This window comes from Gemmatimonadota bacterium (assembly GCA_041390105.1).
GTDB lineage: Bacteria > Gemmatimonadota > Gemmatimonadetes > Longimicrobiales > Gaopeijiaceae > JAGQIF01.
This window is the reverse complement of sequence record JAWKQO010000003.1, coordinates 545,198-569,389: the sequence shown is the minus strand read 5'-3', so window position 1 is coordinate 569,389 and position 24,192 is coordinate 545,198. Positions and strand designations below refer to the sequence as shown.

The window sequence follows — 24,192 nt, the reverse complement described above, 5'->3', positions numbered from 1 at the left end:
ATCGGGGGCTCGGATGCACCTGGGCACGACCTCTATCAGGTCCGTGGCGCAGCCAGGCTGGCGGACGGGTCCATCGCGGTCCTGAATGCCGGCACGCACGACATCCGCATCTTCGGCGCGAACGGAGTGCTGCTACGTATCGTCGGGCGCCAGGGACAGGGACCAGGCGAGTTCGCCTACGGTTCCGTTCTTCGACGACCTGCATGTCGACAGGGAGTCGAGCCTCTGGGCACGCGAATACAGCGCACCGAATCCGGTCGCATGGTGGCAGATCGCTTCCGTCACCGACGGCGTGATTGCCCGTGTGGCGTTGCCGTGGGGTGCCGAGGTGCTGGACGCTGGGCTGGACCACGTGGTGACGTTGGAGCGCGACGAGCTCGGTGTTGAGCTGGTCCGGGTGTATCGGCTGGAGCGGTGAGGGTGGGGAGCCACCAGCACCGGACTCGGGGTGGTGGGGGCTTCAGGTGATCCGGCCCGACTCCTCGATGCAGCCCCGAATGAACCGCGCGAATGGGACAGAATCCTCGTTCGTCTGTGCGTGCTTGATGGCCGCGAAGTATGGACCGCGCTGCTCGACCCGGATGGTCAACCAGCGTCGGCGGTCTGCGAGCAGGGCCGTGTTCATGAGGAACCGTGCAACCCTACCATTCCCATCCGGAAACGGGTGAATCCAGACGAACCACAGATGGACGAGCGTAGCCTTCAGGTATCCTTCGTCGGCCGGAAGCGCATCGATCTCGTCGAACAGGAGATCCAGCATTCCAGGGACCTTGTCCGCGTTCGGGGGCGTGTAGAGTGTGTCCCGAATGAACACAGGGCCCTCCCGGAACCGGCAGAGGGCCGTTGACTCCACTAGCCCGGCCTCGATGGACGGAGTGAAGAGGTCCGTGTAGAGATCCAAAGCCAGGCCAGGCGTCAGCGGGATAGCGCCGCCCTGATCCGCCAATCTTGCCAGCAGCGCGTCGAACGCGTCGCCATATCCCGCGACGGCCAGACGGGCCTTCAGGTTCTCGATGCCGGGCCCGGCATCGGTGCTTCCCGCAAGGAACGCAGAGACCTCATCAAGGCGCAGGCGATAACCCTCGATCGAGGAGGAGTGATACGCGTCGTATGCCTTGCCTTCGCGAGCTGACTCCAGAAGGGCGGCAAGATCGTACCGGGATGCAGGCGCCTGAGCGCCACCCAAGACTCGCCTGGTCTGAGCGATCGAGTCCTGGATCAGCAGACGCAGTCGGTCGAGCCACGGACTCCTGGTGCTTCGCAGCTGAGCGATCTGCGGTGGGACTACGAACGTGGTACCCGCTCCCGTGCGCGCACGACTGATCCGCACCGCTTGTTCCGTGGCGACGACGTCGTCCAGGAGATCCGCGAGCCGCTCGTTGCCCACGTCCCTTCCGAGGTTGGCGATTCGCTTGAGCACGACTGGTCGCGGGAAGGCTCGGTACGCCTCGAGCAGCGCCGGTCTTGCGACCACGAGGGACTTGAGCCAGACCAGCAGGCGGACGAGGTCGGTCGGGTCACGCAGAAAGTTCAGCGGCAACGACAAGAGAAGCCGTTCTGGTGTCTCGATGGGAATCCGTGCTTCGCCGACGTTCACGTGGGCGACCGCGTCCACCGGGCCGTGTACGAGCCGCAGTGACACGCCCGGAAGAACGTCCTGACGCCAGCGCGATTGTCCGGTATGGCGAATGCGGACCTCGGACCCTGGAGTGGTCGAGCCGACGTAGAGCCGAAGGGCAGAGTCGCGTTCGACGACCGCCGGGGCGTACCTCTCCGCGGTCTTCTGAACGATGGCCCAGAAGAGGGCCTTCTTCACGCTCTCGGGGTCGTCCATTGGCGAGTGGATCACGAGGACCCTACCGGGGGTCCGCGACACCATCGAAGCTCGGTCCAGCGCCGCGAGGGTGGCCGCCGGGATCTCCTCCCCCAGGAAGACGGGAGGACCCTCTGCAGCGTGCTCGGCCAGCCATTGAGCCGGACCAGTGCCCTGGGCCATCGCTACCGGTCGTCCCTGGGAGGCGGAGAGGTCGTCGGAGCGCGTGCCCATTCGCTAGATGAATGCATACATGAATGATAACAAATTGCATACATGGATGCTAGAAGGGCTGGGGCCGGGATCCTCAGGTGAGACGTGCTTCGGCCGAGATCCTAAGGATTCAAGGCCACGAACATAGGCTACTCGGCCCGATGCCGCATTCGCCAGTGGGCGGCACCTGTATACCGGGGTGTCACAATTCTGCATACATGCCTGATTGCGAAAAGCAGCGGGGCGAGCTTTCCGGCCGCCCAAAACCCGCTTGAGCCATCAAGTTTCATTGATATATTTCGAGCCTCCGCGGAGAGTGCTCAACCACCCCGCTTCGGCCGCTCCACCGAACGCGCATCCGGAGATGGAATAGCCACCCATGAAGATCGCCCTCATCAGTGACGTCCACGCCAACCTGCCCGCCCTGGTGGCGGTGCTGGCGGACATCGAGGCCCGCGCGGACGTGGACGCCGTCTACCACCTGGGCGATCTGGTCGGCTACGCTCCTTGGCCCAACGAGGTCGTCGCGCTTCTGCGGGAGAAGGGCATCCCCGGCATCGCGGGCAACTACGACTCGACCACCGCCACGGACCATGCCCACTGCGGCTGCCGCTACGAAGACCCGCGCCAGGAAGAGCTGAGTCACGTCAGCTATGCCTGGACCCGCGCTCACGTTTCCGCGGCAACGCGAGCGTGGCTCGGTGCGCTCCCGTTCCGGCTGGACCTGCGCCCGCTGGGCGGTCACGCCGCGGGACCCACACTGATCTTGGTGCACGGCAACCCGGTGCTGAACACCGTCTATTGGACCGAGGACCGCTCGGACGACTTCTGCAGCAAGATGGCGGGGCACCTCGGCGCCAAGCCCGGCGATGTGGTCGCCTTCGGGCACACCCACAAGCCGTGGCACCGTGTGGTGGGCGGCATCCACTTCGTGAACACCGGGTCGGTGGGGCGTCCCAAGGACGGCGACTGGCGGGCGGGCTACGCGCTGGTGGACATGGACGGGACGCACGCGGCGGTGCAGTTCCCACGTGTCGCGTACGACGTGCAACGTGCGGCGAGCGCGATCCGCGAGAGCGATCTCCCGAACGAGTTCGCGGACTACCTGGAGGCCGGTGGCGCCGCGCGCCCGGCGCCGCCGACCCCATCGGAGCGGAAAGCCTGATGTCGAACGCCGGTGTGGGACGCCGTCTCTCCCTGCTGGACCGCTACCTGACCGTCTGGATCGTCACCGCCATGGTGGCGGGCATCGGCATCGGCTACGCCTGGCCGGACGGAGTCGTAGCGTTGAATCAGGCCACACAAGTAGGCACCACCTCGATCCCGATCGCCATCGGGCTGATCCTGATGATGTACCCGCCTCTGGCCAAGGTGCGCTACGAGGAGCTGGGCGACGTCTTCCGCGACGGGAAGGTGCTACTGCTGTCGTTGGTGCAGAACTGGGTGATCGGGCCGCTGCTCATGTTCGGCCTGGCTGTGCTGTTCCTGCACAACCATCCGGAGCTGATGGTAGGGCTGATCCTGATCGGCCTGGCCCGTTGCATCGCCATGGTCATCGTCTGGAACGAGCTGGCCGATGGCGACAACGAGTACGCGGCCGGCCTGGTGGCCTTCAACTCGATCTTCCAGGTGTTGTTCTACTCGGTGTACGCGTGGGTCTTCATCACCGTGGTGCCCGGTTGGCTGGGACTGCCCGGCACCGTGGTGGGCGTCACCATGGGCCAGATCGCAGTCAGCGTCTTCATCTACCTGGGCATCCCCTTCCTGGCGGGCATGGCCACGCGTTTCCTGCTCCGGCGCCTCAAGGGCGACGTGTGGTACCGGGAGACGTTCATCCCGAGGATCAGCCCCATCACGCTGGTGGCGCTGCTCTTCACCATCGTGGTGATGTTCTCCATCCAGGGGCAGGCCATCCTGCAGCAACCCACCCGCGTGCTGCTGGTGGCCGTGCCGCTGCTCATCTACTTCGTGCTGATGTTCGGCGTCACGTTCTTCCTGAGCCGCGCGGCGGGCGCCACCTATCCGCAGACGGCCACGCTGTCCTTCACGGCCGCCTCCAACAACTTCGAGCTGGCCATCGCGGTGGCGGTGGCCACCTTCGGCATCGGCCACGGTGCGGCGTTCGCCGCCGTGATCGGCCCGTTGGTGGAGGTGCCGGTGCTGATCGCGTTGGTGAACGTGGCGTTGCGCTGGCGGGTCCGGTACTTCCCGGACAGCGCGGCGGAGCTGGCCAGCGTGTCCAACTGTGCCGTGCCGTCGGGGGTGAAGGGGGGCTGAGGACGAGTCGGCTCCCGTCGCTTTGCCCTGGCTCCCCCTCTAGAGCTGGACATCCGCCTCGCGCCGAACGCTCGCGAGCACCTCGCTCGTCCAGGCCCAGCAGGCTTCTATCTATCCGCAATATGAATGATTATCATTCATCACATGGCGGATCAGCGACTACCCAGGCTCCTGACCGGAACGGTCCAGCGAGTGGCCCGCACGATGCCCGTGGTCGTGATAACCGGGGCCCGGCAAACCGGGAAGAGCACGCTCGTTGGGGATCTCCTGCCGGGGAGCCGGGCCTATCATTCCCTGGACGACCTGGAGGTCAGGGCACTTGCCGAGCGGACTCCCGACGAATTGGTGGAGCGGCCAGGGGCCATGGTGCTCGATGAGGTTCAGCGGGTCCCCGACCTGCTGCTGGCGGTGAAGCGTGCTGTGGATCGAGGGCGTCAACCCGGCCGATTCATTCTCACGGGTTCTGCCAATCTCCTCCTGATGAAGGCCGTCTCTGAGTCATTGGCCGGCAGGGCCAGCTACCTGTCGCTTTGGCCCATGACCCGCCGGGAGCGGCTTGGGCAGGGTCGTGCGGGTCTCTGGTCGGAGCTGCTGGATCATCCGTGCGAGCAGTGGCCAGAGCTACTCGGCGACTCGCCTGCGCCTCCGGCTGATTGGCGCACTCTGGCCGCAGAGGGCGGCTACCCGGTCCCGGCTGTGGAGTACACCGACCCCACCGATCGCGCGATCTGGTTCGACGGGTACATCCGGACCTACTTGGAGCGTGATCTTCAGGATCTCTCTGCCATCGACAACCTCGTCGACTTCCGTCGGCTCATGGGCGCCGCTTGCCTTCGCATGGGACAGCTCGTGAACCAGACCGAGTTGGGGAGGGACGTACAGCTTCCCCAGCCCACGGTGCGCCGCTGGCTCAATCTCCTGGAGGCCTCCTATCAGTGGGTGCCTCTCCCGGCCTACGCGGTCAACCGAACGAAGCGATTGATCAAGACACCCAAGGGATACTGGTCTGACACTGGGCTCGCGTTGCGGCTCGCTGGGGTCGAGGGCCCCACAGGTTCTCACCTCGAGAACCTGGTCCTGTCGGACCTGCTCGCCTGGCGGGACGGGCAGGTGCTGGATCGTCCGGCACTGTTCTACTGGAGGACCGCTGGCGGGGCGGAGGTGGATTTCGTCGTCGAACGGGGACCGCAGCTACTTGGGATCGAGATCAAAGCAGCGACTCGGGTGGGGCCTTCCGAGGCTGCGCATCTCCGGACCTTCCGCGACGAATACGGGAGCTCGGTGCACGGATGCCTGGTTCTACACGCAGGCGACCAGACGGAGTGGTTGGGTCCGCGTATTCTCGCGGCACCGTGGTGGCGGGTCCTGTAGAGCTCGGCGACTGACCTGGCGGACCGCTCCTACCCCAGCCGTCCGTCCACGCGGTACCCCGCCGCGCCCACCCGACGCAGCTCACCCGCAGTCGACAGCGTGAGGTCGATACGCCCCAGTCGCACGCCGCCCCAGCCCACCTGGTGCACCAGCGTACGCGAGCCGTCCGGATGCTCGTGCACGTGCGGGTCGTCCAGGAACGTGTGGGTGTGGCCGCCCAGGATCACGTCGATGGCGGGCACCTCGGCGGCCAAGCGCACGTCGCTGGGACGGTCATCCCGGTACTCGTGCCCGAGGTGCGACAGACAGATCACCGCGGCGCAGCCTTCCCGCCGCAGTGCCTCCGCGCGGGTACGCGCCGCCGCGATGGGGTCTTCGTAGAACACGCCTTCGTGGTTGTGGTCCAGCACCAGCCCGCGGAAGTTGATGCCAAGACCGAACACACCGATACGCTGGCCGGCGACCGCGAACGTGCGGGAAGGCTGCACCCGGGGCGCCAGCCGCGAGTCCTCGATCCGGTAGTTCGCACAGGCCAGCGGGAACTCCGCGAACTCCAACATCGACACCAGGCCGTCCACGCCGTTGTCGAAGTCATGGTTGCCCAGCGTGCTCAGGTCGTAGCGGAGCGCGGACATCGTGCGCATCTCCACCTCGCCCTTGAACAGGTTGAAGTAGGGCGTACCCTGCACCATGTCTCCCGAGTCGAAGAGCAGCACGTGCTCTTCTTCATCGCGGACGCGCTGCACCAGAGTGGCGCGGCGCGCCACGCCGCCCAGGCCGGACAGCCCTCCGCTGCCCTCCGGGAAGGGATCGATGCGCGAGTGGGTGTCGTTGGTGTGGAGCACCACCAACCGGATCTCGTCGTCGGCGAGGATGGAGCGCGGCACCACGGCCGCACCCAGGGCGCCCCCACCGAGCGCGCGCAGAAAGTGGCGGCGGATCATGAGCCGGTCACCCGGATGCGGCCCGGCCGGGCATCGCTCAGCCGGCCCAGGCGTGTGACGTGTTGAGTGATGGCGTCCCGCACCAGGAAGGGGAGGTCTTCCCGGGTGATGGGGTCCAGCAGCGTGCGGAAGCTCCCCCCGCCCCCGGCCAGGAAATCGGGCACGGCCACCCAGTAGGTGCGACCGGGCTCCACGGGAGTCCCGTCGATGCGGAGATCCTGCGCGTCCAGCTCGGGTCCGTGCAGATCGAAGGTCATCCCGGCCACCGGGTCGCCTCCGCCTTCCGCGATCTCGTCCGCCAGCGCCTCCATCTGCACCCCGGTCAGCTCCAGCAGCGTGATCGTGTTCTCGAACGGCATGACCTCGAAGATGGAGCCCACCGTGACGGGGCCCGCCGGGATGGGCGCGCGCAGCGCCCCGTCGTTCACCAGCGCGGCGTCCACCGGGTGGGTGCTCAGGCTACGCGCGGACTCCAGGACCGCGTCCGCCACCAACGCGCCCAGGGCCCCTTCCGGGCGCGCTTTCACGATGCGGTCCTCCGCGGTGGCCAGGACCTCGGAAACCGCTGCGGCGACACGGGTTCGATAGGGCTCGACCATGCGCTGCACGTCTGCAGCGGGCCTCAATGAGTCGCCGATGGCTCGAAAAGAGACAGCGACCCCGACCTCGGCGGGCCGCGGGGCAGCGGCCGGTGGACCGGAGCAGGCGAGCAGGAGGGCAGGGAGCCACGGGATCCAAGCGCGATTCATGACAGGAAGATCCGGCCTCGCAGCGGGCCTGTAAACGGTTGTTCAGGACGGCCGGGATCTTGCTACCCCGGAGGGCTCACGGGTCATCCAGGGGTGGAAAGACGTGATTCGGCAGATCGTTCGAGACGTGAAGCGGCGCAGGGCCTGGTCGGCCCTGCCGCGGGAAGCTCGGGAAGAGGTCCGCCACGACCGCGAGGTCGGGCTGTCCGCGGACCCGGGATCGCAGTGGGCCATCGACCGCGCCACCGAGTGGCTGCTGCGGGCCCAGGAGTGCTCGTCGTCGCAGGACGGCGGCATGGCGCGCCACTACTCGCTGGTGGACGGATGGGGCCCCTCCTATCCGGAGACCACCGGGTACATCGCGCCCACGCTGTTCCACGAGGCGGATCGGCGCCGGGACCGGCACATCGAGAACGCTGGCCGGCGGCTGCTGGATTGGCTCGTTTCGATCCAAATGGAGTCGGGTGCGTTCCAGGGCGGGGTCGTCGGGGCCAGCCCTGTGGTGCCCGTCACCTTCAACACCGGCCAGATCCTGCTGGGCCTGGCCGCCGGGGCCGCCCGCTTCGGGGACCCCTACCGCAAGTCCATGCGGCGGGCCGCGGATTGGTTGGTCACCAACCAGGATCCGGACGGCTGCTGGCGTGGGCACCCCACGCCCTTCGCGGCCCGGGGTGAGAAGACCTACGAGACCCACGTGTCCTGGGGTCTGTTCGAGGCGGCCCGGGTGGATCCGGCCCGCGGGTATGCCGAGGCCGCGCTGCGCCAGGTTCGCTGGGCGGTGGGTCATCAGCAGGAGAACGGCTGGTTCGAGCTGTGCTGCCTGGATCAGCCGCACGCGCCCCTGACGCACACCATCGGCTATGCGTTCCGCGGGGTCATCGAGGCGTACCGCTTCACCGGCGAGCGCGACCTGCTGATCGCGGCGCTGCGCACCGCCGACGGAGTCATGGCGGCCCAGCGTGCGGACGGCTCCCTGGCGGGGCGTCTGGACGGGGAGTGGCGTGAGGCCGTGGACTGGGTCTGCCTGACCGGCGTCGTGCAGATTGCCATCGGCTGGTTGCTGCTCTGGCAGGAGATCGGCGACGAGAACTACCGGAAGGCGGCCGAGGCGGCCAACCGCTTCGTGCGCCGCACCCTGCGCGCGGACGTCCCGCAGGATCGCAAGGGCGGCGTGAAGGGGTCTTTCCCGGTGGACGGCGAGTACGGCCAGTTCGAGTACCTGGCCTGGGCCTCGAAATTCCTGATCGATGCGCTGCGCGTGGAGCAGCACATGGACCAGGTCGCGGCCCTGGCGGCGGAGCCGCCCCTGGCGGTCCGCGCCGAGCGCGCCGCGGTGCTGCGGGCCGGTTGAGCCTCTCGCGGTTCGTCGGCACCACCGCTCCCGCTGATGCGCTGATCCAGGAGCTGGCGGCGCTCTACCCGACCAACCCGCTGCAGACGCCGTCCTACGCCGCGGCCCGGCGGAGCGTCGGTGAAGAGACCCTGCTGCTGGCCCTGGAATCGGGCGGTCGCCTGGCGGGGGGCTGCCTGGCCTTCCGAAGGGGACGGGGCGGCGGCCATCTGGAGATCCCGTCCGCGCCGGCCTTCGCTTCCGCGAGCGCGTTCTGGGAGGGCGTTCGCCTCCTGATCGACGACCTGGGCGTGCGCTCCCTCTACCTGGGGTCCTTCGCGTCGACCGAGGTGGACCTTCCCCGCTGGGAAGACGAGGAGGAGCGCTGGCCGCGCTTCGAATGGGTCCTCGACCTGGACGCGCAGGGCAACACGGGCGCGCTCAACCACGGGCATCGCCGCAACGTGAGGAGGGCCCGCGAGGCGGGGATGGAATTGGTGGTGCGCTCCGAGCCCGAGGCGCTGGACGACCACTACCGCTGCTTCGAAAGCTCCATGGACCGCCGCGCGGCGCGGGGTGAGTCCGTTCCCGAGGACCTGGAACGCTCCCTCCTGGGTGCCTTCCTGGCCACGGGAGCGGGCCAACTGGCGCAAGCGTTCCTGGACGGGCAGGTCATGGCTTCGCTGCTGTTCCTGCGGAGCAGCCGCGGCGCCTACGACCAGTCGTCCGGGACCACCGCCCAGGGGCGGAAGAATGGAGCTGCCCCCTTCCTGATCCAGTCGCTCTGCGAGCGCTTGGGGGCGGAGGGCGTGCAGTGCTTCAACCTGGGCGGCGCCCAGGACGACAACCCCGGGCTGCAGGCGTTCAAGCAGGGGTTCGGTGCGCGGCGCGTGGAGCTGGAAGCGGCCCGCTTCTCGACAGCGTCGGGGGCCTTGAACAAGTTGTGGGAGCTCGGGCGTCGCGCCCGGGAGGTTGTCTCGACCCGGCGGGCGCCGGGCCGCTGATCCGCTCCTCACGCCGTTTCGAGGCCGATGCGACTCCTACATCTCACCGCCGCCCTCTCCTTGTTGGCGGCGGGCCCGCTGCTCGCGCAGGACGCGCACACCGCCAAGGTGCAGAAGGTTCTGCGCGAGGTGCCCCTGATCGACGGGCACAACGACCTGCCTTGGGCGATCCGCGAGAACACCGCTGCCCCGCACGACGTGCGCGCCTACGATCTGCGCTCGCGCACGCCGGGCATGACCGACATCGAGCGGCTGCGCCGTGGAGGCGTGGGCGCGCAATTCTGGTCCGTCTACATCCCCGCCGAGTCGGCGGAGACGGGCGCGGCCAAGATGCAGCTCGAGCAGATCGACATCGCGCTCCAGGTCATCGAGCGCTATCCCGACGCCTTCGCGCTGGCCACCACGGCCTCCGACATCGAGCGCATCTTCGGGTCGGGCCGCATCGCGTCACTGCTGGGCATGGAGGGCGGCCACGCCATCGAGAACTCGCTGGGCGCGCTCAGGGCGTTCTACGCGGCCGGAGCCCGCTACATGACGCTGACGCACTCGGCCACCATCGATTGGGCCGATTCCGGAACCGGTGAGCCTACCCACGGCGGTCTCACGGCGTTCGGCAAGGAAGTGGTGCGAGAGATGAACCGGCTGGGCATGCTGGTCGATCTCTCCCACACCTCGCCCGCCACCATGAACGACGCGTTGGATGTGGGCGAGGCGCCCGTCATCTTCTCGCACTCCTCGGCCAAGGCCGTCACCGACCATCCGCGCAACGTGCCGGACGACGTGCTGCGCCGCCTGCCTGCCAACGGCGGGGTGGTCATGGTCACCTTCGTGCCCTCGTTCGTCTCCGCCGATGGGAACGCCACCATCGCCGACGTCGCCGACCACATCGAGCACATCCGGGATGTGGCCGGCATCGATCACGTGGGGTTGGGCAGCGACTTCGACGGGATCGAGTCGACTCCGGTGGGGCTGGAAGACGTCTCCACCTTCCCGGCGCTGTTGGTGGAGCTCTCGCGTCGCGGCTGGACCGAGGCCGACCTGAAGAAGTTGACCGGCGAAAACCTGCTGCGGGTCATGCGGGAGGCCGAGGCCGCGGCTGCCCGGATCCAGCGGGAGCGGGGACCCTCGACCGCCACCATCGAACAGCTGGACGGGCGCCGGGCCAGCCAGTAGCTGCCCCAAGGGCAGCGGGTCCGGCGGGCCTGACCGGGCGGGGCCTGGGGGTCTGCGGGGCGGACCGGGACGGCGGTCGCCGGGGCCGGGCCCGGTTCGGAGCCCTTGCAGCAGGACGGGGGGGTGGGTCGGCGGCGCCGGCCCGCCCCCTTTTCCTTCCCAAACCTTCCGGCCCCCTCGCGCGTCTGACCCTTCGGAATGACGCGGAATACGAATGCGGCTCTCGAGCTCGAGCGAAGGATGCCTGTGACGGCAGGAGCGGTGACGACAGACGCACTGGTCCGCCGGGCACAGTCCGGGGACCGGTCGGCCTTCGCCGAGGTCTACCGCAGGACGGTGGACCGGATCTACGGACTCTGCCTTCGCATGACTGCCGATGCCGACCGCGCCGAAGAGCTCACGCAGGACAGCTTCGTGCGGGCCTGGGAGCGGCTGGGGTCCTTCCGGGGCGACGCCAAGTTCTCCACCTGGATGCATCGGCTCGCGGTGAACGTGGTGTTGCAGGACCGGCGTACCCGAGCGGACCGCCAGCAGAAGGTGGTGTCCGATCCGGACGTGGAGCGCTACGGCGCGGTGGCCAAGGACGCGTTTCCGGAGACGCGCATCGACCTGGAACGTGCTCTGGCCCACCTGCCGGAACGGGCGCGCGAGGCGCTGGTGCTGAGGGATATCGAAGGATTCAAGTACCGCGAAGTGGCGGTGATGACGGGAGTGGCCGTGGGAACGGTGAAGGCGCAGGTCCACCGGGCGAGGCAGATGTTGAAGGAGGTGCTCGATCGATGATCGATGAAGCGCGGTTGAACGACTATCTGGACGGCGAGCTGAGCGACGACGAGGCCACCGCACTGGAGGCCGAGTTGGCAAGCGACGCGGCGGCGCAGACGCTGCTCGCGGAGTTGGCCGAGACCCGCGCGGCGCTGGCCGCGCTGCCGCTGGAGGCACGGGCTCCCGCGCACCTGTGGGCGGGCATCGAGGCACGCATCCACCACGATACGTCAGGGCGTGAAGTCGATGCGGCCGGACTGCACTCGGATGCACCACGTCGAGACGCCGCCGTGATCGAGCTGCCCCAGCGCCGCCGTCCGCTCTTCCTGTCGCGCAACGGTCTGTTGGCCGCCGGTCTGGCCGGCCTGATGGCGGTGGGGGCCTATCAGCTCGGCGTGCGTCGCGGAGGCGCGGCGCCCGAGCCGGTTTCGGTCACGGCCGCTGCGCCCGCCGCGTCGGCGGTGGGCTTGGTGCGCACGGTCAGCGACACGCGCCGCGTCTACGACGAGTCGGTGCGGGAGTTGGAGGAGGCCCTGGCGGCCGGCGCGGACGTGCTGCAGCCCGAGACGCGCGCCACCATCGAGCGCAGCCTCGCCACCATCGACCAGGCGATCCAGGAAGCGGAGCAGGCGCTGGCCGCCGATCCCGCCAGTCCCGTGGTGGAGCGCCGCCTCTTGAGCGCGTGGCAGTCCAAGCTCGGGTTGCTGCAGCAGGCGGTGACCGCGGTGCAGCGGGCCACCTGAGCGACGCGGCCGCCGCTGTACGGACGCGCCCAGCGGGCGCACGGATGGACATGACGATGAACGATGAGAGCCGGCACCCCCGAGGGGAGCCGTTCCAGAAGGAGAGACGGAGATGGTAGGGTTGGCGACGATCGGGTTGGCTGCCGCGCTGCTGGTGGCCCAGGACACCGACACCACGTTCGCGGCGGCGGGCGCCACGCAGATCGAGGTGTCGGGAGCGGCGGGCAGTGTGGTGGTGCGCGCCTGGGACCGGGACGAGATCCGGGTGGTGGCGGAGCATGCCCGCAGCACGGAGATCGAGATCCGGCGCCGGGCCGACGCCTGGCGCATCGGGACCGAGCGCCGCTGGGGTGGGGGGATCGCGGACTACGAGATCACCGTCCCCCGCGGCTACGACGTGACGGTCGGTGGCATGTACTTCTCGCTGGATGTCGAGGGTGTGGGTGGTGCGGTGGAGGCGCAGTCCATCGAGGGCGACATGCGCATCGTGGGCGGGCGCGGCGACGTGGATCTCAATGCCATCAATGGCCGCGTCACGGTCGAGGAGTCGGAGGGCACCATCCACCTGAAGTCGGCGGCGGAGTCCATGGAGCTGCGAGCGCTCGCTGGAGAGGTGATGGTGGAGGCGATCGGCGGGAACGTGACGCTGTCCGAGATGAGCGCCTCGAAGGTGGAGGTCCGCTCCGTGGGCGGGAACGTCCGCTACGAGGGTGTGCTCTCCCCAGGCGGTGAGTACGTGCTCAGCTCACACGGTGGCAACATCACCGTGCAGATCCCGGAAGGCACCAACGCGGACGTCTGGGTGGCCACGGTGATGGGCAACATCGACGTGGACCTGCCCGGGGTGGCGGAGGTGGGCGAGGGACGCCGTCGGGAGTTCCGTCTGGGGACGGGAGGTGCCGAGCTGGACCTCGAGACCTTCGGTGGGCGGATCTCCCTGCGACGCACGGGAGCGCGCTGAGCAGACGTACACGATCACAACGAGCGGAACGCAGACGATGAAGACGATCCAGCGGTGGCGGGTGTGGGGAGGAGCGATTGGAGCGGGGCTGGCGCTGGCGCTCGCGGTCCCGGCAGGGGCACCTGCTCAGGAGGTGCGCGAAGGCAGCTGGGAGGCCCGTCCCTCCGAGGACGGGCGCCACCGCTGGATCCAGTTGGAGGTGGAGAACACGAGTCGCCGCCATTGGCAGACCTCGCTCAAAGTGGATGAAGCCGAGTGGACGCGGTTCCAGAGTCGCATGGAAGCCGGCGAGGACTTCACGGTGGACCGCGAGGCCGGCCGCTTCACGCTCACGGGGGACCGCATCCGCGGACGACGCTGGACGGGGCACTTCACGTTCACGGCTGATGCTCGCTTCCAGGAGCGCATGGACGAGCGTGGCTACGCGATGGATGACAACCAGGTGTTCTCCGCGGCGGCGCTGGGCCTGGGCAGCAACTGGCCGGACGAGCTGGAACGGGCGGGCTTCCGCCACACGGATACCGACGATCTGTTCAGCAGCTTCATCTTCGACGTGAACGCCGAGTTCGTGCGCTCGTTCGACGCCCTGGACCTCGGGGTCCTCGATCTGGACCGCTACGTGGCGTTCCGCGTGCACGAGGTCACGCCGGAGTTCGCGCGCGAGGCCGCCAGTTGGGGCATCGGGACGCTCGACGACGAAGACTTGATCCAGATGAAGATCTTCGACGTGGACCGGGACTTCCTGGAGGAGGCCCGTGACCTGGGCATCGATCGCCCCGATCTCGAGGATCTCGTGCAGATGCGGATCTTCCACATCGACGAGGCCGCGGTGGAGGCTGCTCGTGCCCTGGGGCTCGGGGAGGTCGGACTCGACGAGGTCCGCACGCTGAAGATCCACGACGTGAACCGCGAATACCTGGACGGGCTGCGCGCGCTGGGACACGCACCCCGGGACTTCGACGAGGCCGTGGCCTTCCGCATCCACGGCGTCACGCCAGAGTGGATCGAAGAGCTGCACGACGAGGGCTTCGAGGACCTGGACGGCGACGACCTGATCCAGATGCGCATCCACGGCATCGACCGCATCCTGCGCAAGCGCAGGCGACCGTGAGCGTCGGGCCGGCCGGGCGGATCGCTGCGCGCGCGCCGCTCGACCGGCCCGCGCCTCCTCAGGGCACGATCGTGACGATCGGAGCGGACGGGCTCGAGCACCCCACCGGATTGCAGGCGCGCACGCGGTAGTAGATCGGGAAGCCGCGCCGCACCGACGTGTCCGTGAACGTCGTGACGTTGACGCCGACCTCACCGATCTTGAGCCAGGGCGAGAACAGGTCGCCCTCCTCGATCTCGAAGCGGGTCTCGTCCGAGCTGTTGTCCTTCCAGGCCAGGACGATCTGCGTGCGGGACACGGATACGAACTGGATGTTGGACGGATCGGACGGCACCTGCGTGGGCACGGGCGTCTTGATCGTGGTCGTCGACGTCCAGCCGGAGCAGCCTGCGGCGTTGCAGGCGCGCACGCGGAAGCGGTAGGTGCCTCCGGGCGCCAGGTTCGTCACCCGCAGCGTGGTCACGTTGGCCGGCGTCTTGGCGATGGGTTGGAAGCCCCCGCTGCCACCGCTGCCCTGCTCGACCTCGTACTCCGTTTCCTGGGTCACGTCCGACCAGCTCAGATCCACGTCGATCGCGGACAGCGCCACCGCCGTGAGCGTGGCGGGCACCGACGGGACCACGCCCGGTGTGGTCACCGACACCACGTTGCTCCAGCCGGAGCAGCCGCTGGGGTTGCAGGCCCGTACGCGGTACTCGTAGGTCGTGGTCGCCTGCACGGTGGCGTCGTCGTAGGTCGTCACGTTCGCTGCCACCGACGCCAAGGCCGTGAATGATCCACTGCCGCTGGCGCGCTCGATCTCGAAGCGCCCCTCGTTGGCGCTGTTGTCCGTCCAGCTCAACGTCACCAGGGTCGAGGACGGCACGGTGGCCTGCAGTCCCGACGGGGCCGCCGGGATCTGCCCCGGCGTGCTGACGGACGCCACGTTGCTCCAGGCCGAGCAGCCCAGGCTGTTGCAGGCCCGCACGCGGTACTCGTATGGAGACGAGCCCTGTACGGTGGGGTCGTCGTACGTGGTCACGTCGGTCGCGACAGACGCGAGTGGCGCGAAGGCGCCGCCTCCGGGTGCGCGCTCGATCTCGAACCCGCTCTCGGTACTGCTGTTGTCCGTCCAGGCCAGTGACACCGCATTCGGCCCGGTTGCGGTGGCGGACAGCGCCGAAGGCGCGGCGGGCACCTGTCCGGGCGTCGTGACCGACGCCACCGCGCTCCACGCGGAGCAGCCGACGCTGTTGCAGGCCCGTACGCGGTACTCGTAGTCCGTGGCGGGCTGCACGGTGGCGTCGTCGTAGGTGGTCACGTCCACGGCCGCCGACGCCAGAGCGGAGAAGGTCCCTCCGCTCACGGAGCGCTCGATCTCGAAGCCCGTCTCGTTGTTGCTGTTGTCCGTCCAGCTCATCGTCACGGCCGTCGAGCCGTTCGCCGTGGCGGACAGCCCGGAGGGCGCAGCCGGCGCGGTGGGGGTGGCCGGCACCACGGTCAGCGTGACGGGCAGGAAGATCGATGCGACGCTGTCGCCTGCCAGCTCGACGGAGGCCGAGTAGGTGCCGGGTGGCAGGCCCAGCGTGCTGCCCAACAACGCCACCGTGGTCGGTGTGCTGCTGCCTGCCAGCGTTGCGGTCAACCAACCGCTGGGTTGGCCCGGCGCATAGCTCACCGCTTTGGACAATCCAGTGATCACGCCGCCCCCTCCGTTGCGGAGCTGAACGGTGGCAGAGGGGGAGCCCGTGTTGGCCGGGCCGGACAGCGCCACGCTGTTCGGGATGACCTGGAGGTATGGCGCAACGGTTCCCACCGTCAGGTGCACCGCCAACGAGGCTGCGCGTGTGCCGGCCACGCTGGACGTGACGTCCACCATGGCGTCGTACTCACCCGCAGCGAGGCCGATCGGAAGGGACTCCACGGTCAGCGTGGTGGGTGCCGTGGTTCCGGAGAGGGTGGCGCGCAGCCATCCGGAGCCGCCCGAGAGGTAGCGCACCGCCGCTTGCAGCCCCGTCAGCGTTCCCCCGCCGCCGTTGCTCACCGCGATCCGCTCGCTGGCGGTGTCGACGAGTCGCAGCGAGTCGAGGGCCAGCGACACCGCAGGTTGTGGGTCGGTGACCTCCAGCTCCACACGAAGCACGAGTGCGTTGGGGGCCGTTACCGATCCTACGCGCACGTCCGCGCCGAAGCGCCCGATCGGCAGCCCGGCGGTGCGTACGCGCACCGTGAGGTCCGTGGGTGCGTCCGTCGAGGAAAGCGAAGCCGTCAGCCACCCGAACGGTTGTCCGGCGTCGTGGACCACCTGGGCACTCAGGCCGGACGAGGTCCCCTGCGTGTCGGTGATCCGCACGGTCTGTGTGGGCGGATCGGCGCCGCCGCGCTCGCCGCGGAAGACCAGCGACGAATCGGACAGCACAAGGAATCCGGGTGCGCGCACCGAAATCGCGGCGGAAGCGACCACGCCAGCCGCCGAGGCGGTGATCGCGGCCACGCCCACCGACAACCCGGTGACCTGGCCGTCCGAATCGACTTCGACGATGGAGGGGTCGCTGCTTCGCCACGTGATGGAGCCCGTGGGGAGTGGGCTCCCAGAGGCGTCCGTCGCAGAAGCCGTCAGGCGCGCGGATCCCCCCACCGCGAGCTCGAGGCTACGCGGCGTGATTTCCAACCGGCCAACTTCGAGTGGAGTGACGGCGACCGAATCACAGCCGAGCACCGCCAGGGGGGACACCAAAAGCAGCCGCCGCATGCGACACCAGAGGCGGGTCACCGGAACACCATCCTGGGAGGAAGCACGGTGGCCGGGCGGGGGTCCGGCGAGAGCCGCTGCACCCAACCCACCGGCGGCTCTCCATTAGATCGATACCGGAGCGGCGCCGTCCAGTCAACGCCTTGCGGAGTCGCCTCCCAGCACAGTGCCGTAGGGACGGAAGCCGACCCGCCGCATGGCGGCCCACCCGATCGCTGCCGCCGACACCTGGACCATGGGGTCGGTCACGGTCGCGGTGCGCAGGTAGAGGAGGAACTGGGAGGCCTCGACCAGCGTCGCGAAGTACAGCACCGGCCATACGCCGGAGAGCGGGCCGCGCCGCCGCAGGGGCCACACGGCCAGCAACGCTCCCAGCGGAAGGAACAGCAGGAACCCACCGACCACATCGAAGACCTCGAACAGATCGATGCGCCAGCGCGCGTCCCCCAGAGGAATCCACCACGGATAGGCCAGCTTGATGCGCAGGGACAGCGGGTCCAGGTCGATGCGGTAGGGACGGGTGAGCCACAACAACAGCACCGTGGCGTAGAGGCCCAGGGCCCAGCGCGGCCGTGCGGCACCGCGGTGGGAGCGGCTGAAGCGCGGGAGCAGGCGTGCGCAAAGCAGGGCGCCGGCGGCGATGGCGATCGCATGGACGAGCAGCGCGCCCATGCGGATGGGCACGCCCAGCAGCCCGTGCCCGAACTCGAGCACGATGGCTGCGAGTGCACCGGCCGTGACGGTCCCCACCACCGCGGAACGGTAGGAGCGGCCCGCTTCGACCAGCGCCGCCACCACGAGGAAGCCCACGGGCGCGAAGAGAAGAAGGTCCGTCAGCGGCAACGACCAGCTCGGGTCCCCCTTGAAGAGCTGCAGGACCACTCGCAGCCGCTGTCCCGGCGGACCCCAGGCTCCGGCGGCCAGGCGCTGGCGAAACAGGGGGATGATCGCTTCACCGACGGCAGCGAGGGCGTAGGAGGCGGCGAGCAGCCAGGTCGGCAGACCCAGGAAGGAGCGGGCCCCCCGCGAGGCCCCGAGCAGGGCCAGGAAGAGCAGCGTGAGCGCCGCTCCCAGCGCCGCGCCGACGGTGTTGGTGGCCACGTCGATCAGGCTGGCGGTGCGCGAGGTGAACAAGAGCTGCGAGAGCTCGATCGCGAAGCTGGCGACGGCGCCCCCGATCGTCGCTCCGACGATCAGGCGTCGGCGGTTGGCCTGGGCGGGCGCCGTCAGCACCCACAGCAGGCCCCATCCGGTGAAGAGGGCCACGTTGCGGATGGCGTCCGGGAAGTCGGCCCCGCTCACCGACGGATGCAGCGCCGCAGCCAGGCGCTCGGAGAGCCCGGCATCGAGTGCAGGGCCAGCACGCAGGAGCGTTCCCAGGGCCACCACCGCGAGATAGCCGGCCAGGGAGAGGGCTCGCGTCAACCAGGCTGTGGGGGTCACGCGCAGCGTGGACACGGGGCGGGAGACTGGCTCAGCGCCCCCCCACCGCACAAGTTGAGGCCGTGACCAAGGAAACGGCTCAACGAAGGGCCATTCGCCGCGCCTTCGAGCGCTCCGGCCGGCCGCTGGCGCCTGCGGAGGTGCTGCACAGCGCGCGCGAGGAGTGTCCCTCGCTCGGGTTGGCGACCGTGTATCGCAACCTGCGTCTCCTCGTCGAAGAAGAGTGGCTGGCGTTGGTGGCGCTGCCCGGAACCTCCCCCCGCTATGAGCGGGCGGGCAAGCCCCATCATCACCATTTCCTGTGCCGGAGCTGCGATCAGGCGTTCGACATCGCGGCGTGCACGGACGCGTTCCACAGTCTCGTCCCCTCCGGATTCAGGATCGAGGACCACGACATTACGCTCTTTGGACTTTGTTCGCGCTGCGCGAGGGCTGCGTGAGGTCACTCGCCGAGGGCGTCGAGCTCCGCGACCTGGGGACGCTCCGTGCCGTGCGGCACCGGACAGGTGCAGGTGGCACGGCAGAGGCTGCGGTGCCGCAGCCGGCCGTTCCACACGAGGCTGGTAGCCACCAGAAGGCCGCCCACGGGCGAAGCCATGTACTCGGGCAGCGGGGCGAGCAGGCCCTGAAGGGACGCCAGCCACAGCAGGCTACCCGTCATCAGGAGTCCCAGCACCCGTCGGTCTCCGTGGTCCTGCACTCCGGAGTGCACGGCCAGCAGAGCCAGCGCCACGGATACGGCCAACACGGGGAGCTCGGCCGCTGGCGGGAGAGCCAGCGCAGGAGCCAGCCCCAGCAGAGCGGGGGTCAGCAGGCAGTGCACCGCGCAGAGCGTGGGCAGCCAGGTGCCCAGGCGCTCCATCCGGGACGTCGCGGTGGAACTGTCCGATCCGATCACCGTGTTCGGTTCCTCAGTAGAGACGAGGTGCCAGCAGGGCCAGAATGATAACCCATTCTCAAACAGACGGAAGCGGGAGCGGGACGTCGAGAATCCGGTCCGATCGTCGGGATCGAGCCCGGATTCCACGTCGGATCTCCAGAGCATCAGCTTCCCAAGCTGAGGGTCGCCGGGGGCGCGGTCCCCTCGGGGCGGCTCTACTGGCGGTCGTCCTGGCGAGCCCGCTGGCCGGCCAGATCCGTCCCCTCGACCCCATCGCCTGGCGGGACTTCGACCTGGTGCACGGCGCGGGCTCTCTCGGAGCTTCCGTCTACTCGGCCCAACCGGCGTCGCGGGCCGGGGTCGAGGGCCGCATGCTGGAGTTCGGCAGTGTGCGCGGTGTGGTGCGCGTGGGGCGCGTGCTGTTCGAGGCGGCGGGGAGCGCCTGGCGGGTCTTCGATGAACGCGCGCCGCTGTCGGAACCCGTGTCCGGTGTGCGCGCGGCCGAGAACGGCCGTCGGGCCGATGTGGGGGACTACCGCGTGTCGTCCACGGTGCTGCTGACGGACCCGCTGCGCGCCTGGGGTGCGGCGCTGCGCTTCGGGGCTCGGCTACCGACCACGGACGAGACCGCCGGCCTGGAGCGCGACGAGACCGACGTGTTCTTCACCGTGGCGGGACAGTGGCGGACCAGCGGCGTGCGACTGTTCGCGGAGAGCGGCCTCGGGATCTTCGGAGTGGTGAGCAGCGTCCCCGATCAGACCGACCCCGTGCTCTTCATGGTGGGGATGCAGGTGCCCCGCGAGCGGTTCATGGCCGGGCTCGAGTTCGTGGGCAATTACGACACGCGCGCCACCGGCGCGCCCCGCGGGAACGAGGATCTGGCCGAGCTGCGCGTGCGGCTCCGCAGCGAGGGCACGCTGTGGGGCGAGGTGGTCGCGATCCGGGGCTTCGCGTCCTACAGCCCCGACTTCGGTCTGGAGCTCCGGCTCGGTCGCACGTTCTGACCGGCGGCCTTCGCGGCCGCCGGTTGGACGTGGCGTCTCAGCGTGAGCCGCCGCGGCGGCCTTCGGCGAGCGCCCGGTAGTATTCCTCGATGAGCTTCTCGTAGCCCGCGGGCACGTCACCGGAGCCGCGCAGCAGCAGGCTCTCGCCTTCGCCTTCGACGGCGCGCCGCAACCCGAACTCGAAGCTCTTCACCTGCTCCAGCAGCGAGTCCTGCAGGCGCGCGATCTCCTCCACGTCCGCATAGGCCCGCCGCTCGTCGAAGCGGCGTAGCGTGTCGATGATGCCGGTGAGGTCGTCGATCTCCACGCCGGCAGCGTCGAGCTGGCGTCGCAGCTCCTCCGCGTCGGCGCGCTGCTCCCGGTAGGCGCGCTGCAGCTGACGGATCTCCTCGTCGCTGAGGGGGCCGCGGTCCGCGCCCGCCCGGGGCCCGAATCCACCCATCATGCCGCCGGGTTGGCCGTCCGGGCGCGCACCGCCGGCTTGACCCTGCTGCCCGGTCTGACCGGCTTGACCCTGCTGCCCCGCCTGGCCCTGCTGGCCTGCCTGACCCGGTTGGCCGGCCTGGCCCTGCTGGCCGGATTGGCCCTGTTGGCCTGCCTGACCCTGCTGACCGGGCTGCCCTTGCTGACCCTCCTGGCCCTGCTGTCCCTCCTGACCGGGCTGACCCTCCTGACCGGGCTGACCCTCCTGACCGGGCCGATCACCCAGCCGACGACCGTCCTCCGAACGGGTCTGCTCCTCCAGCGACTCGATGCCACGCACCAGGTCACGGGCACGATCCAGGGCCTCACCCATCTGCGAGCCCTTGCCCGCCTCCTCCGCCGTCGCCACCGCGCGGCGGAGCTGCTCACCCAACGCGTCCAGATCCTCCTCGATCTGCTCCTCGAGAGGACGTGTGGTCTGATCGGGACGGGCTTCGATGACACCGCGCGTATAGCGCACCTTCTCTTTGAGCTTCAGATCCCGGATCGTCTCGGCCGCATCCGAAAGGGCCTGGCCCGCCGCCCGCTGCTGCGAATCCTTGCGGGCGTCGGCGGCCATGCGATCCAGGTCGCCCTCCAGGCTGTCGAGCTCGCGCTCCATCTCGGCTTTGCGCTCGCTCAGGCGCCGCAACGACTCGGGGCGATCGGACGCGGTGGGAAGGTCCATCACGTCGTCGGTGATCTGCTCCTGCTGGTCCCGCAGGCGCCGGGCCCGCTCGAGCGCGGACTGGGCTCCGCCGGCGAGTCGGTCGGTCTGCTCCTGCTCCAGGCGGCGGCGCGCATCACGCAAACGGTCCAGCGCCTCGCGTGCGCTGGACGCGCCCTGGTTGCCCCGGGCGGCGGCGGCACGACGCATCTCCTCGGCGGCGCGCTGCAGCTCGCGCGCGGTCTCGGCCAGGGCTTCGGAGCGTCGGTCCCGCGACAGGCGTTCCAGCTCTCGCGCGGCACGCTCCGTCTCGTCGGCCAGCTGCCGCTGGGCGTCGCTGCCGGCACCGCCGCCTCCGCTCTGCGACCCCTGCGCCAACTGCCGCTGGCGCTCGGCCGCCTGCTCCTGACGGCGCGCCAGCTCCTTCAGGCGCTCCAGCGTCTCGTCGACTTCGCGTGAGGTCTGGTCCTGCTGTTCGCGCTGGACCGTCTCGTACTGGTTCTTGAGCTTGTCCAACTCCAACTCGAAGAGGTCGGCCAGCTCGTCTGCGCTGGTGCCACCGCCACCCCCCCCACCGCCGCCCTGCTGCATCTGGAGCTGCACGTCGCGGAAGGCCTCCTCCGCGCGCAGCAGGTGCTGCAGGGACTTCTGCTCGGCGGGAATGGCTGCGCGGGGCCGGGACGCGTCCAAGGAGTCGATGACCGTGCCCATCTGCTCGACGGCCTTGGGCAGCTCCTCGGCGATCTTCTGGAACGAGGGATCGCCTTCGGCCACGCCACGCGCCTGCATCTGCTCCACCAGCCCACGCACCTGCTCGCGCAGCTTGTCCTGCGCCAGCTTCAGCATGACCACGTTCTCGGCGAACTCGTCATCGCTGTAGCCGTCCTGGTCACGCACCAGGTTGAAGGTGCCGGAGATGATCTGACGCTGCTGCTCGGGCAGCGAGCCGTCCATGGAGTCGCCGCCACCCATGCCGCCGCCGCCACCCGGCCCCTGGTCCGCCTGCGTGAAGTCCTTGCGGAAGGGTCGGATCTGCAGGAAGTACATGTCGCTGGTCACGGTCTTGGCCCCGCTCACGCGGTCGTTGTCCGTGGCGCGCACGTAGTAGGAGATCACGTCTCCCGGTTCCAGCTCGATCTCCTCCAGGAAGAACGTGTGGCTGGCCGTGACCTCGGGCCGCGGGCCGCCGCTCTGCTGGAAGAGGGCCAGGGAGTCCTCTGCTTCCCCGTTGACGGAGTACACCAGCTGCAACGAGCGCACGCCGTAGTCGTCGTCGGCGCGGGCCTCGATGTAGACCTCTTCGATGGGGCTGGCTCGGGAGTCCCTTCCGGGCTTCACCAGCGACACGCTGGGCGCCTTGTCTTCGAGCACATCGATCACGTACTCGGGCGAGGCGGGCACGAAGACGCCGTTGTCGGCCTGCAATTCCACCCGGTAGGACCCGGGTGAATTCACGCGGAACGAGCCCGTCCAGCGCGTGGCGTCGAGCGCCTCCAGCGCGGTGCGGGACGAATCACCCATCACCAGGTTGCCGGCATCGGTGGGCTGCGTGGACGTGGCCCGCAGCACCACCGTGGTGCCGCGCAGCACGGCTACGTCACCCCCGTACTCGACGATCTGGGGCGCCAGCCCCGTGTAGGCCGGATACTGATACTCGAGCTCCAGCCCGGACACGTAAGGGAGATCCGCTACGTCGACGCGGAAGCTCTCGGAGCGCACTCCGCTGGACTCCACGAAGTAGTCGCCCGCCTCGCCCAGGGCGAAGAGCAGCGCTTCGAATACGCCCTGATCGTCCACCAGCATGGGGATGGCGTCGTAGGCCTCCGCGCCGTCTGTGCGCCAGAACAGCGTGGCGTCCGACGCGGTGAAGCCGCTCAGCTGAGCCCGCACGCTGAGGTCGGAGCCACGCGAGATGGTGGCGTTCCCGGGCTCGACCGTCACCCGGTACGGGTTGGCTTCGCTCGCCGAGGTGGTTGGCACCAGGATCGCCGCTGCGCCGTGCCGCAGGTAGGAGGGGCCCAGCGTGAAGACGGCCAGCGTGGCCAGGACCGTGGCGGTGAGCGCTCCGCCCCAGCGCATGAGCGCCGTGTGCTCGATGCGCCGGCCGTCCTGGACGCGGCGACAGGCGACCACGGCGTTCTGCACCACGCGCTGCACCAGGGCCAGCGAAGCGCCGGCGCTCGGGGAGTGTGCCGCCTCCACCGCGCTCAACACCGACTGGGCCAGGGAGGGCTCGTGCTCCTCCAGGTAGAGCGCCACCTGCTCGTCACTGACCCGACGGATCAGCGGTCGCACCAGGAACCACAGGGCCACGGCGGCGGCGGCACCCAACGTCACGATCCGCAAGGCCAGCAGCGGACCGGCCGCGAACCGGGTGCTTTCCAGCACCAGGCTCGAAAGCACCAGGGTCACCAGCACCACGCCGGCAAGGACGGCCAGACCCTTCAACGCCACGCGTAGGCGCCAGCGGCCCCGCACACGGCGGATGATGGAGGTCAGCTCCCGGGGACCACTGGACACTCGTGCGCTCCGCATGCTCGCTCCTTCGTCC

The 24,192-nt window shown here is 69.2% G+C and carries 20 protein-coding genes; 13 read left to right on the top strand and 7 right to left on the bottom strand.

Annotated elements, in window-relative coordinates; translation table 11 throughout:
- Positions 1-85 precede the first annotated feature (85 nt).
- Positions 86-418, top strand: a complete 333-nt coding sequence (locus R3E10_15540) for a hypothetical protein (GenBank protein ID MEZ4417166.1) — start codon at positions 86-88, stop codon at positions 416-418.
- Positions 419-460: 42 nt separating this feature from the next.
- On the opposite strand, the gene R3E10_15535 is transcribed toward R3E10_15540, so the two are convergent.
- On the bottom strand, positions 461-2,047 hold the full coding sequence (locus R3E10_15535; protein ID MEZ4417165.1) for a Fic family protein: 1,587 nt from the start codon (positions 2,045-2,047) through the stop codon (positions 461-463).
- A 358-nt stretch (positions 2,048-2,405) separates the two neighbouring features.
- Here R3E10_15535 and R3E10_15530 point away from each other — a divergent pair, with 358 nt between their 5' ends.
- The 3 genes from R3E10_15530 (at position 2,406) to R3E10_15520 (ending at position 5,674) form a co-directional block, all read left to right on the top strand.
- Positions 2,406-3,191, top strand: coding sequence for a metallophosphoesterase family protein (locus tag R3E10_15530; GenBank protein ID MEZ4417164.1), 786 nt, complete (start codon positions 2,406-2,408; stop codon positions 3,189-3,191).
- Complete coding sequence (gene arsB, locus R3E10_15525; protein MEZ4417163.1) at positions 3,191-4,303, top strand: ACR3 family arsenite efflux transporter; 1,113 nt, start codon at positions 3,191-3,193, stop codon at positions 4,301-4,303. The genes R3E10_15530 and arsB overlap by 1 nt, the downstream gene beginning before the upstream one ends.
- Positions 4,304-4,429: 126 nt before the next feature.
- Positions 4,430-5,674, top strand: a complete 1,245-nt coding sequence (locus tag R3E10_15520; protein ID MEZ4417162.1) for an ATP-binding protein — start codon at positions 4,430-4,432, stop codon at positions 5,672-5,674.
- Between the two features lie 29 nt (positions 5,675-5,703).
- On the opposite strand, the gene R3E10_15515 is transcribed toward R3E10_15520, so the two are convergent.
- Together R3E10_15515 and R3E10_15510 are read right to left on the bottom strand one after the other, a co-directional pair.
- On the bottom strand, positions 5,704-6,618 hold the full coding sequence (locus R3E10_15515) for a metallophosphatase (protein ID MEZ4417161.1): 915 nt from the start codon (positions 6,616-6,618) through the stop codon (positions 5,704-5,706).
- The gene (locus R3E10_15510; GenBank protein ID MEZ4417160.1) at positions 6,615-7,367 is read right to left on the bottom strand and encodes a 5'-nucleotidase; all 753 of its coding nucleotides are present in this window, start codon (positions 7,365-7,367) and stop codon (positions 6,615-6,617) included. Before R3E10_15510 ends, R3E10_15515 begins: the two co-directional genes overlap by 4 nt.
- Positions 7,368-7,470: 103 nt before the next feature.
- Here R3E10_15510 and R3E10_15505 point away from each other — a divergent pair, with 103 nt between their 5' ends.
- The 7 genes from R3E10_15505 (at position 7,471) to R3E10_15475 (ending at position 14,454) form a co-directional block, all read left to right on the top strand.
- Positions 7,471-8,718, top strand: coding sequence for a prenyltransferase/squalene oxidase repeat-containing protein (locus R3E10_15505; GenBank protein MEZ4417159.1), 1,248 nt, complete (start codon positions 7,471-7,473; stop codon positions 8,716-8,718).
- Positions 8,715-9,701 (top strand): GNAT family N-acetyltransferase, encoded by a 987-nt coding sequence (locus R3E10_15500; GenBank protein MEZ4417158.1) that lies wholly within the window; start codon positions 8,715-8,717, stop codon positions 9,699-9,701. Before R3E10_15505 ends, R3E10_15500 begins: the two co-directional genes overlap by 4 nt.
- Before the next feature lie 27 nt (positions 9,702-9,728).
- Positions 9,729-10,874, top strand: a complete 1,146-nt coding sequence (locus R3E10_15495) for a dipeptidase (GenBank protein MEZ4417157.1) — start codon at positions 9,729-9,731, stop codon at positions 10,872-10,874.
- A gap of 261 nt (positions 10,875-11,135) precedes the next feature.
- Complete coding sequence (locus R3E10_15490; GenBank protein ID MEZ4417156.1) at positions 11,136-11,657, top strand: sigma-70 family RNA polymerase sigma factor; 522 nt, start codon at positions 11,136-11,138, stop codon at positions 11,655-11,657.
- Positions 11,654-12,382 (top strand): hypothetical protein, encoded by a 729-nt coding sequence (locus tag R3E10_15485; GenBank protein ID MEZ4417155.1) that lies wholly within the window; start codon positions 11,654-11,656, stop codon positions 12,380-12,382. Before R3E10_15490 ends, R3E10_15485 begins: the two co-directional genes overlap by 4 nt.
- A 112-nt stretch (positions 12,383-12,494) precedes the next feature.
- Complete coding sequence (locus R3E10_15480; protein MEZ4417154.1) at positions 12,495-13,343, top strand: hypothetical protein; 849 nt, start codon at positions 12,495-12,497, stop codon at positions 13,341-13,343.
- A 37-nt stretch (positions 13,344-13,380) separates the two neighbouring features.
- On the top strand, positions 13,381-14,454 hold the full coding sequence (locus tag R3E10_15475) for a hypothetical protein (GenBank protein ID MEZ4417153.1): 1,074 nt from the start codon (positions 13,381-13,383) through the stop codon (positions 14,452-14,454).
- A 58-nt stretch (positions 14,455-14,512) separates the two neighbouring features.
- Here R3E10_15475 and R3E10_15470 read toward each other — a convergent pair whose 3' ends face one another.
- Both R3E10_15470 and R3E10_15465 read right to left on the bottom strand, forming a co-directional pair.
- Positions 14,513-17,206 (bottom strand): fibronectin type III domain-containing protein, encoded by a 2,694-nt coding sequence (locus R3E10_15470; GenBank protein MEZ4417152.1) that lies wholly within the window; start codon positions 17,204-17,206, stop codon positions 14,513-14,515.
- 114 nt (positions 17,207-17,320) lie between these two features.
- Positions 17,321-18,643 carry a VanZ family protein gene (locus tag R3E10_15465; GenBank protein ID MEZ4417151.1) on the bottom strand — a complete coding sequence of 441 codons (1,323 nt, stop codon included), beginning with the start codon at positions 18,641-18,643 and terminating at the stop codon, positions 17,321-17,323.
- Between the two features lie 47 nt (positions 18,644-18,690).
- Here R3E10_15465 and R3E10_15460 point away from each other — a divergent pair, with 47 nt between their 5' ends.
- Positions 18,691-19,068: a transcriptional repressor gene (locus R3E10_15460; protein MEZ4417150.1), complete on the top strand. Its 378-nt coding sequence runs from the start codon at positions 18,691-18,693 to the stop codon at positions 19,066-19,068.
- A gap of 2 nt (positions 19,069-19,070) precedes the next feature.
- Here R3E10_15460 and R3E10_15455 read toward each other — a convergent pair whose 3' ends face one another.
- The gene (locus R3E10_15455) at positions 19,071-19,673 is read right to left on the bottom strand and encodes a MerC domain-containing protein (GenBank protein MEZ4417149.1); all 603 of its coding nucleotides are present in this window, start codon (positions 19,671-19,673) and stop codon (positions 19,071-19,073) included.
- Positions 19,674-19,879: 206 nt separating this feature from the next.
- Here R3E10_15455 and R3E10_15450 point away from each other — a divergent pair, with 206 nt between their 5' ends.
- The gene (locus R3E10_15450) at positions 19,880-20,512 is read left to right on the top strand and encodes a hypothetical protein (protein ID MEZ4417148.1); all 633 of its coding nucleotides are present in this window, start codon (positions 19,880-19,882) and stop codon (positions 20,510-20,512) included.
- A 37-nt stretch (positions 20,513-20,549) separates the two neighbouring features.
- On the opposite strand, the gene R3E10_15445 is transcribed toward R3E10_15450, so the two are convergent.
- Complete coding sequence (locus R3E10_15445; GenBank protein MEZ4417147.1) at positions 20,550-24,176, bottom strand: DUF4175 family protein; 3,627 nt, start codon at positions 24,174-24,176, stop codon at positions 20,550-20,552.
- Positions 24,177-24,192: the final 16 nt, after the last annotated feature.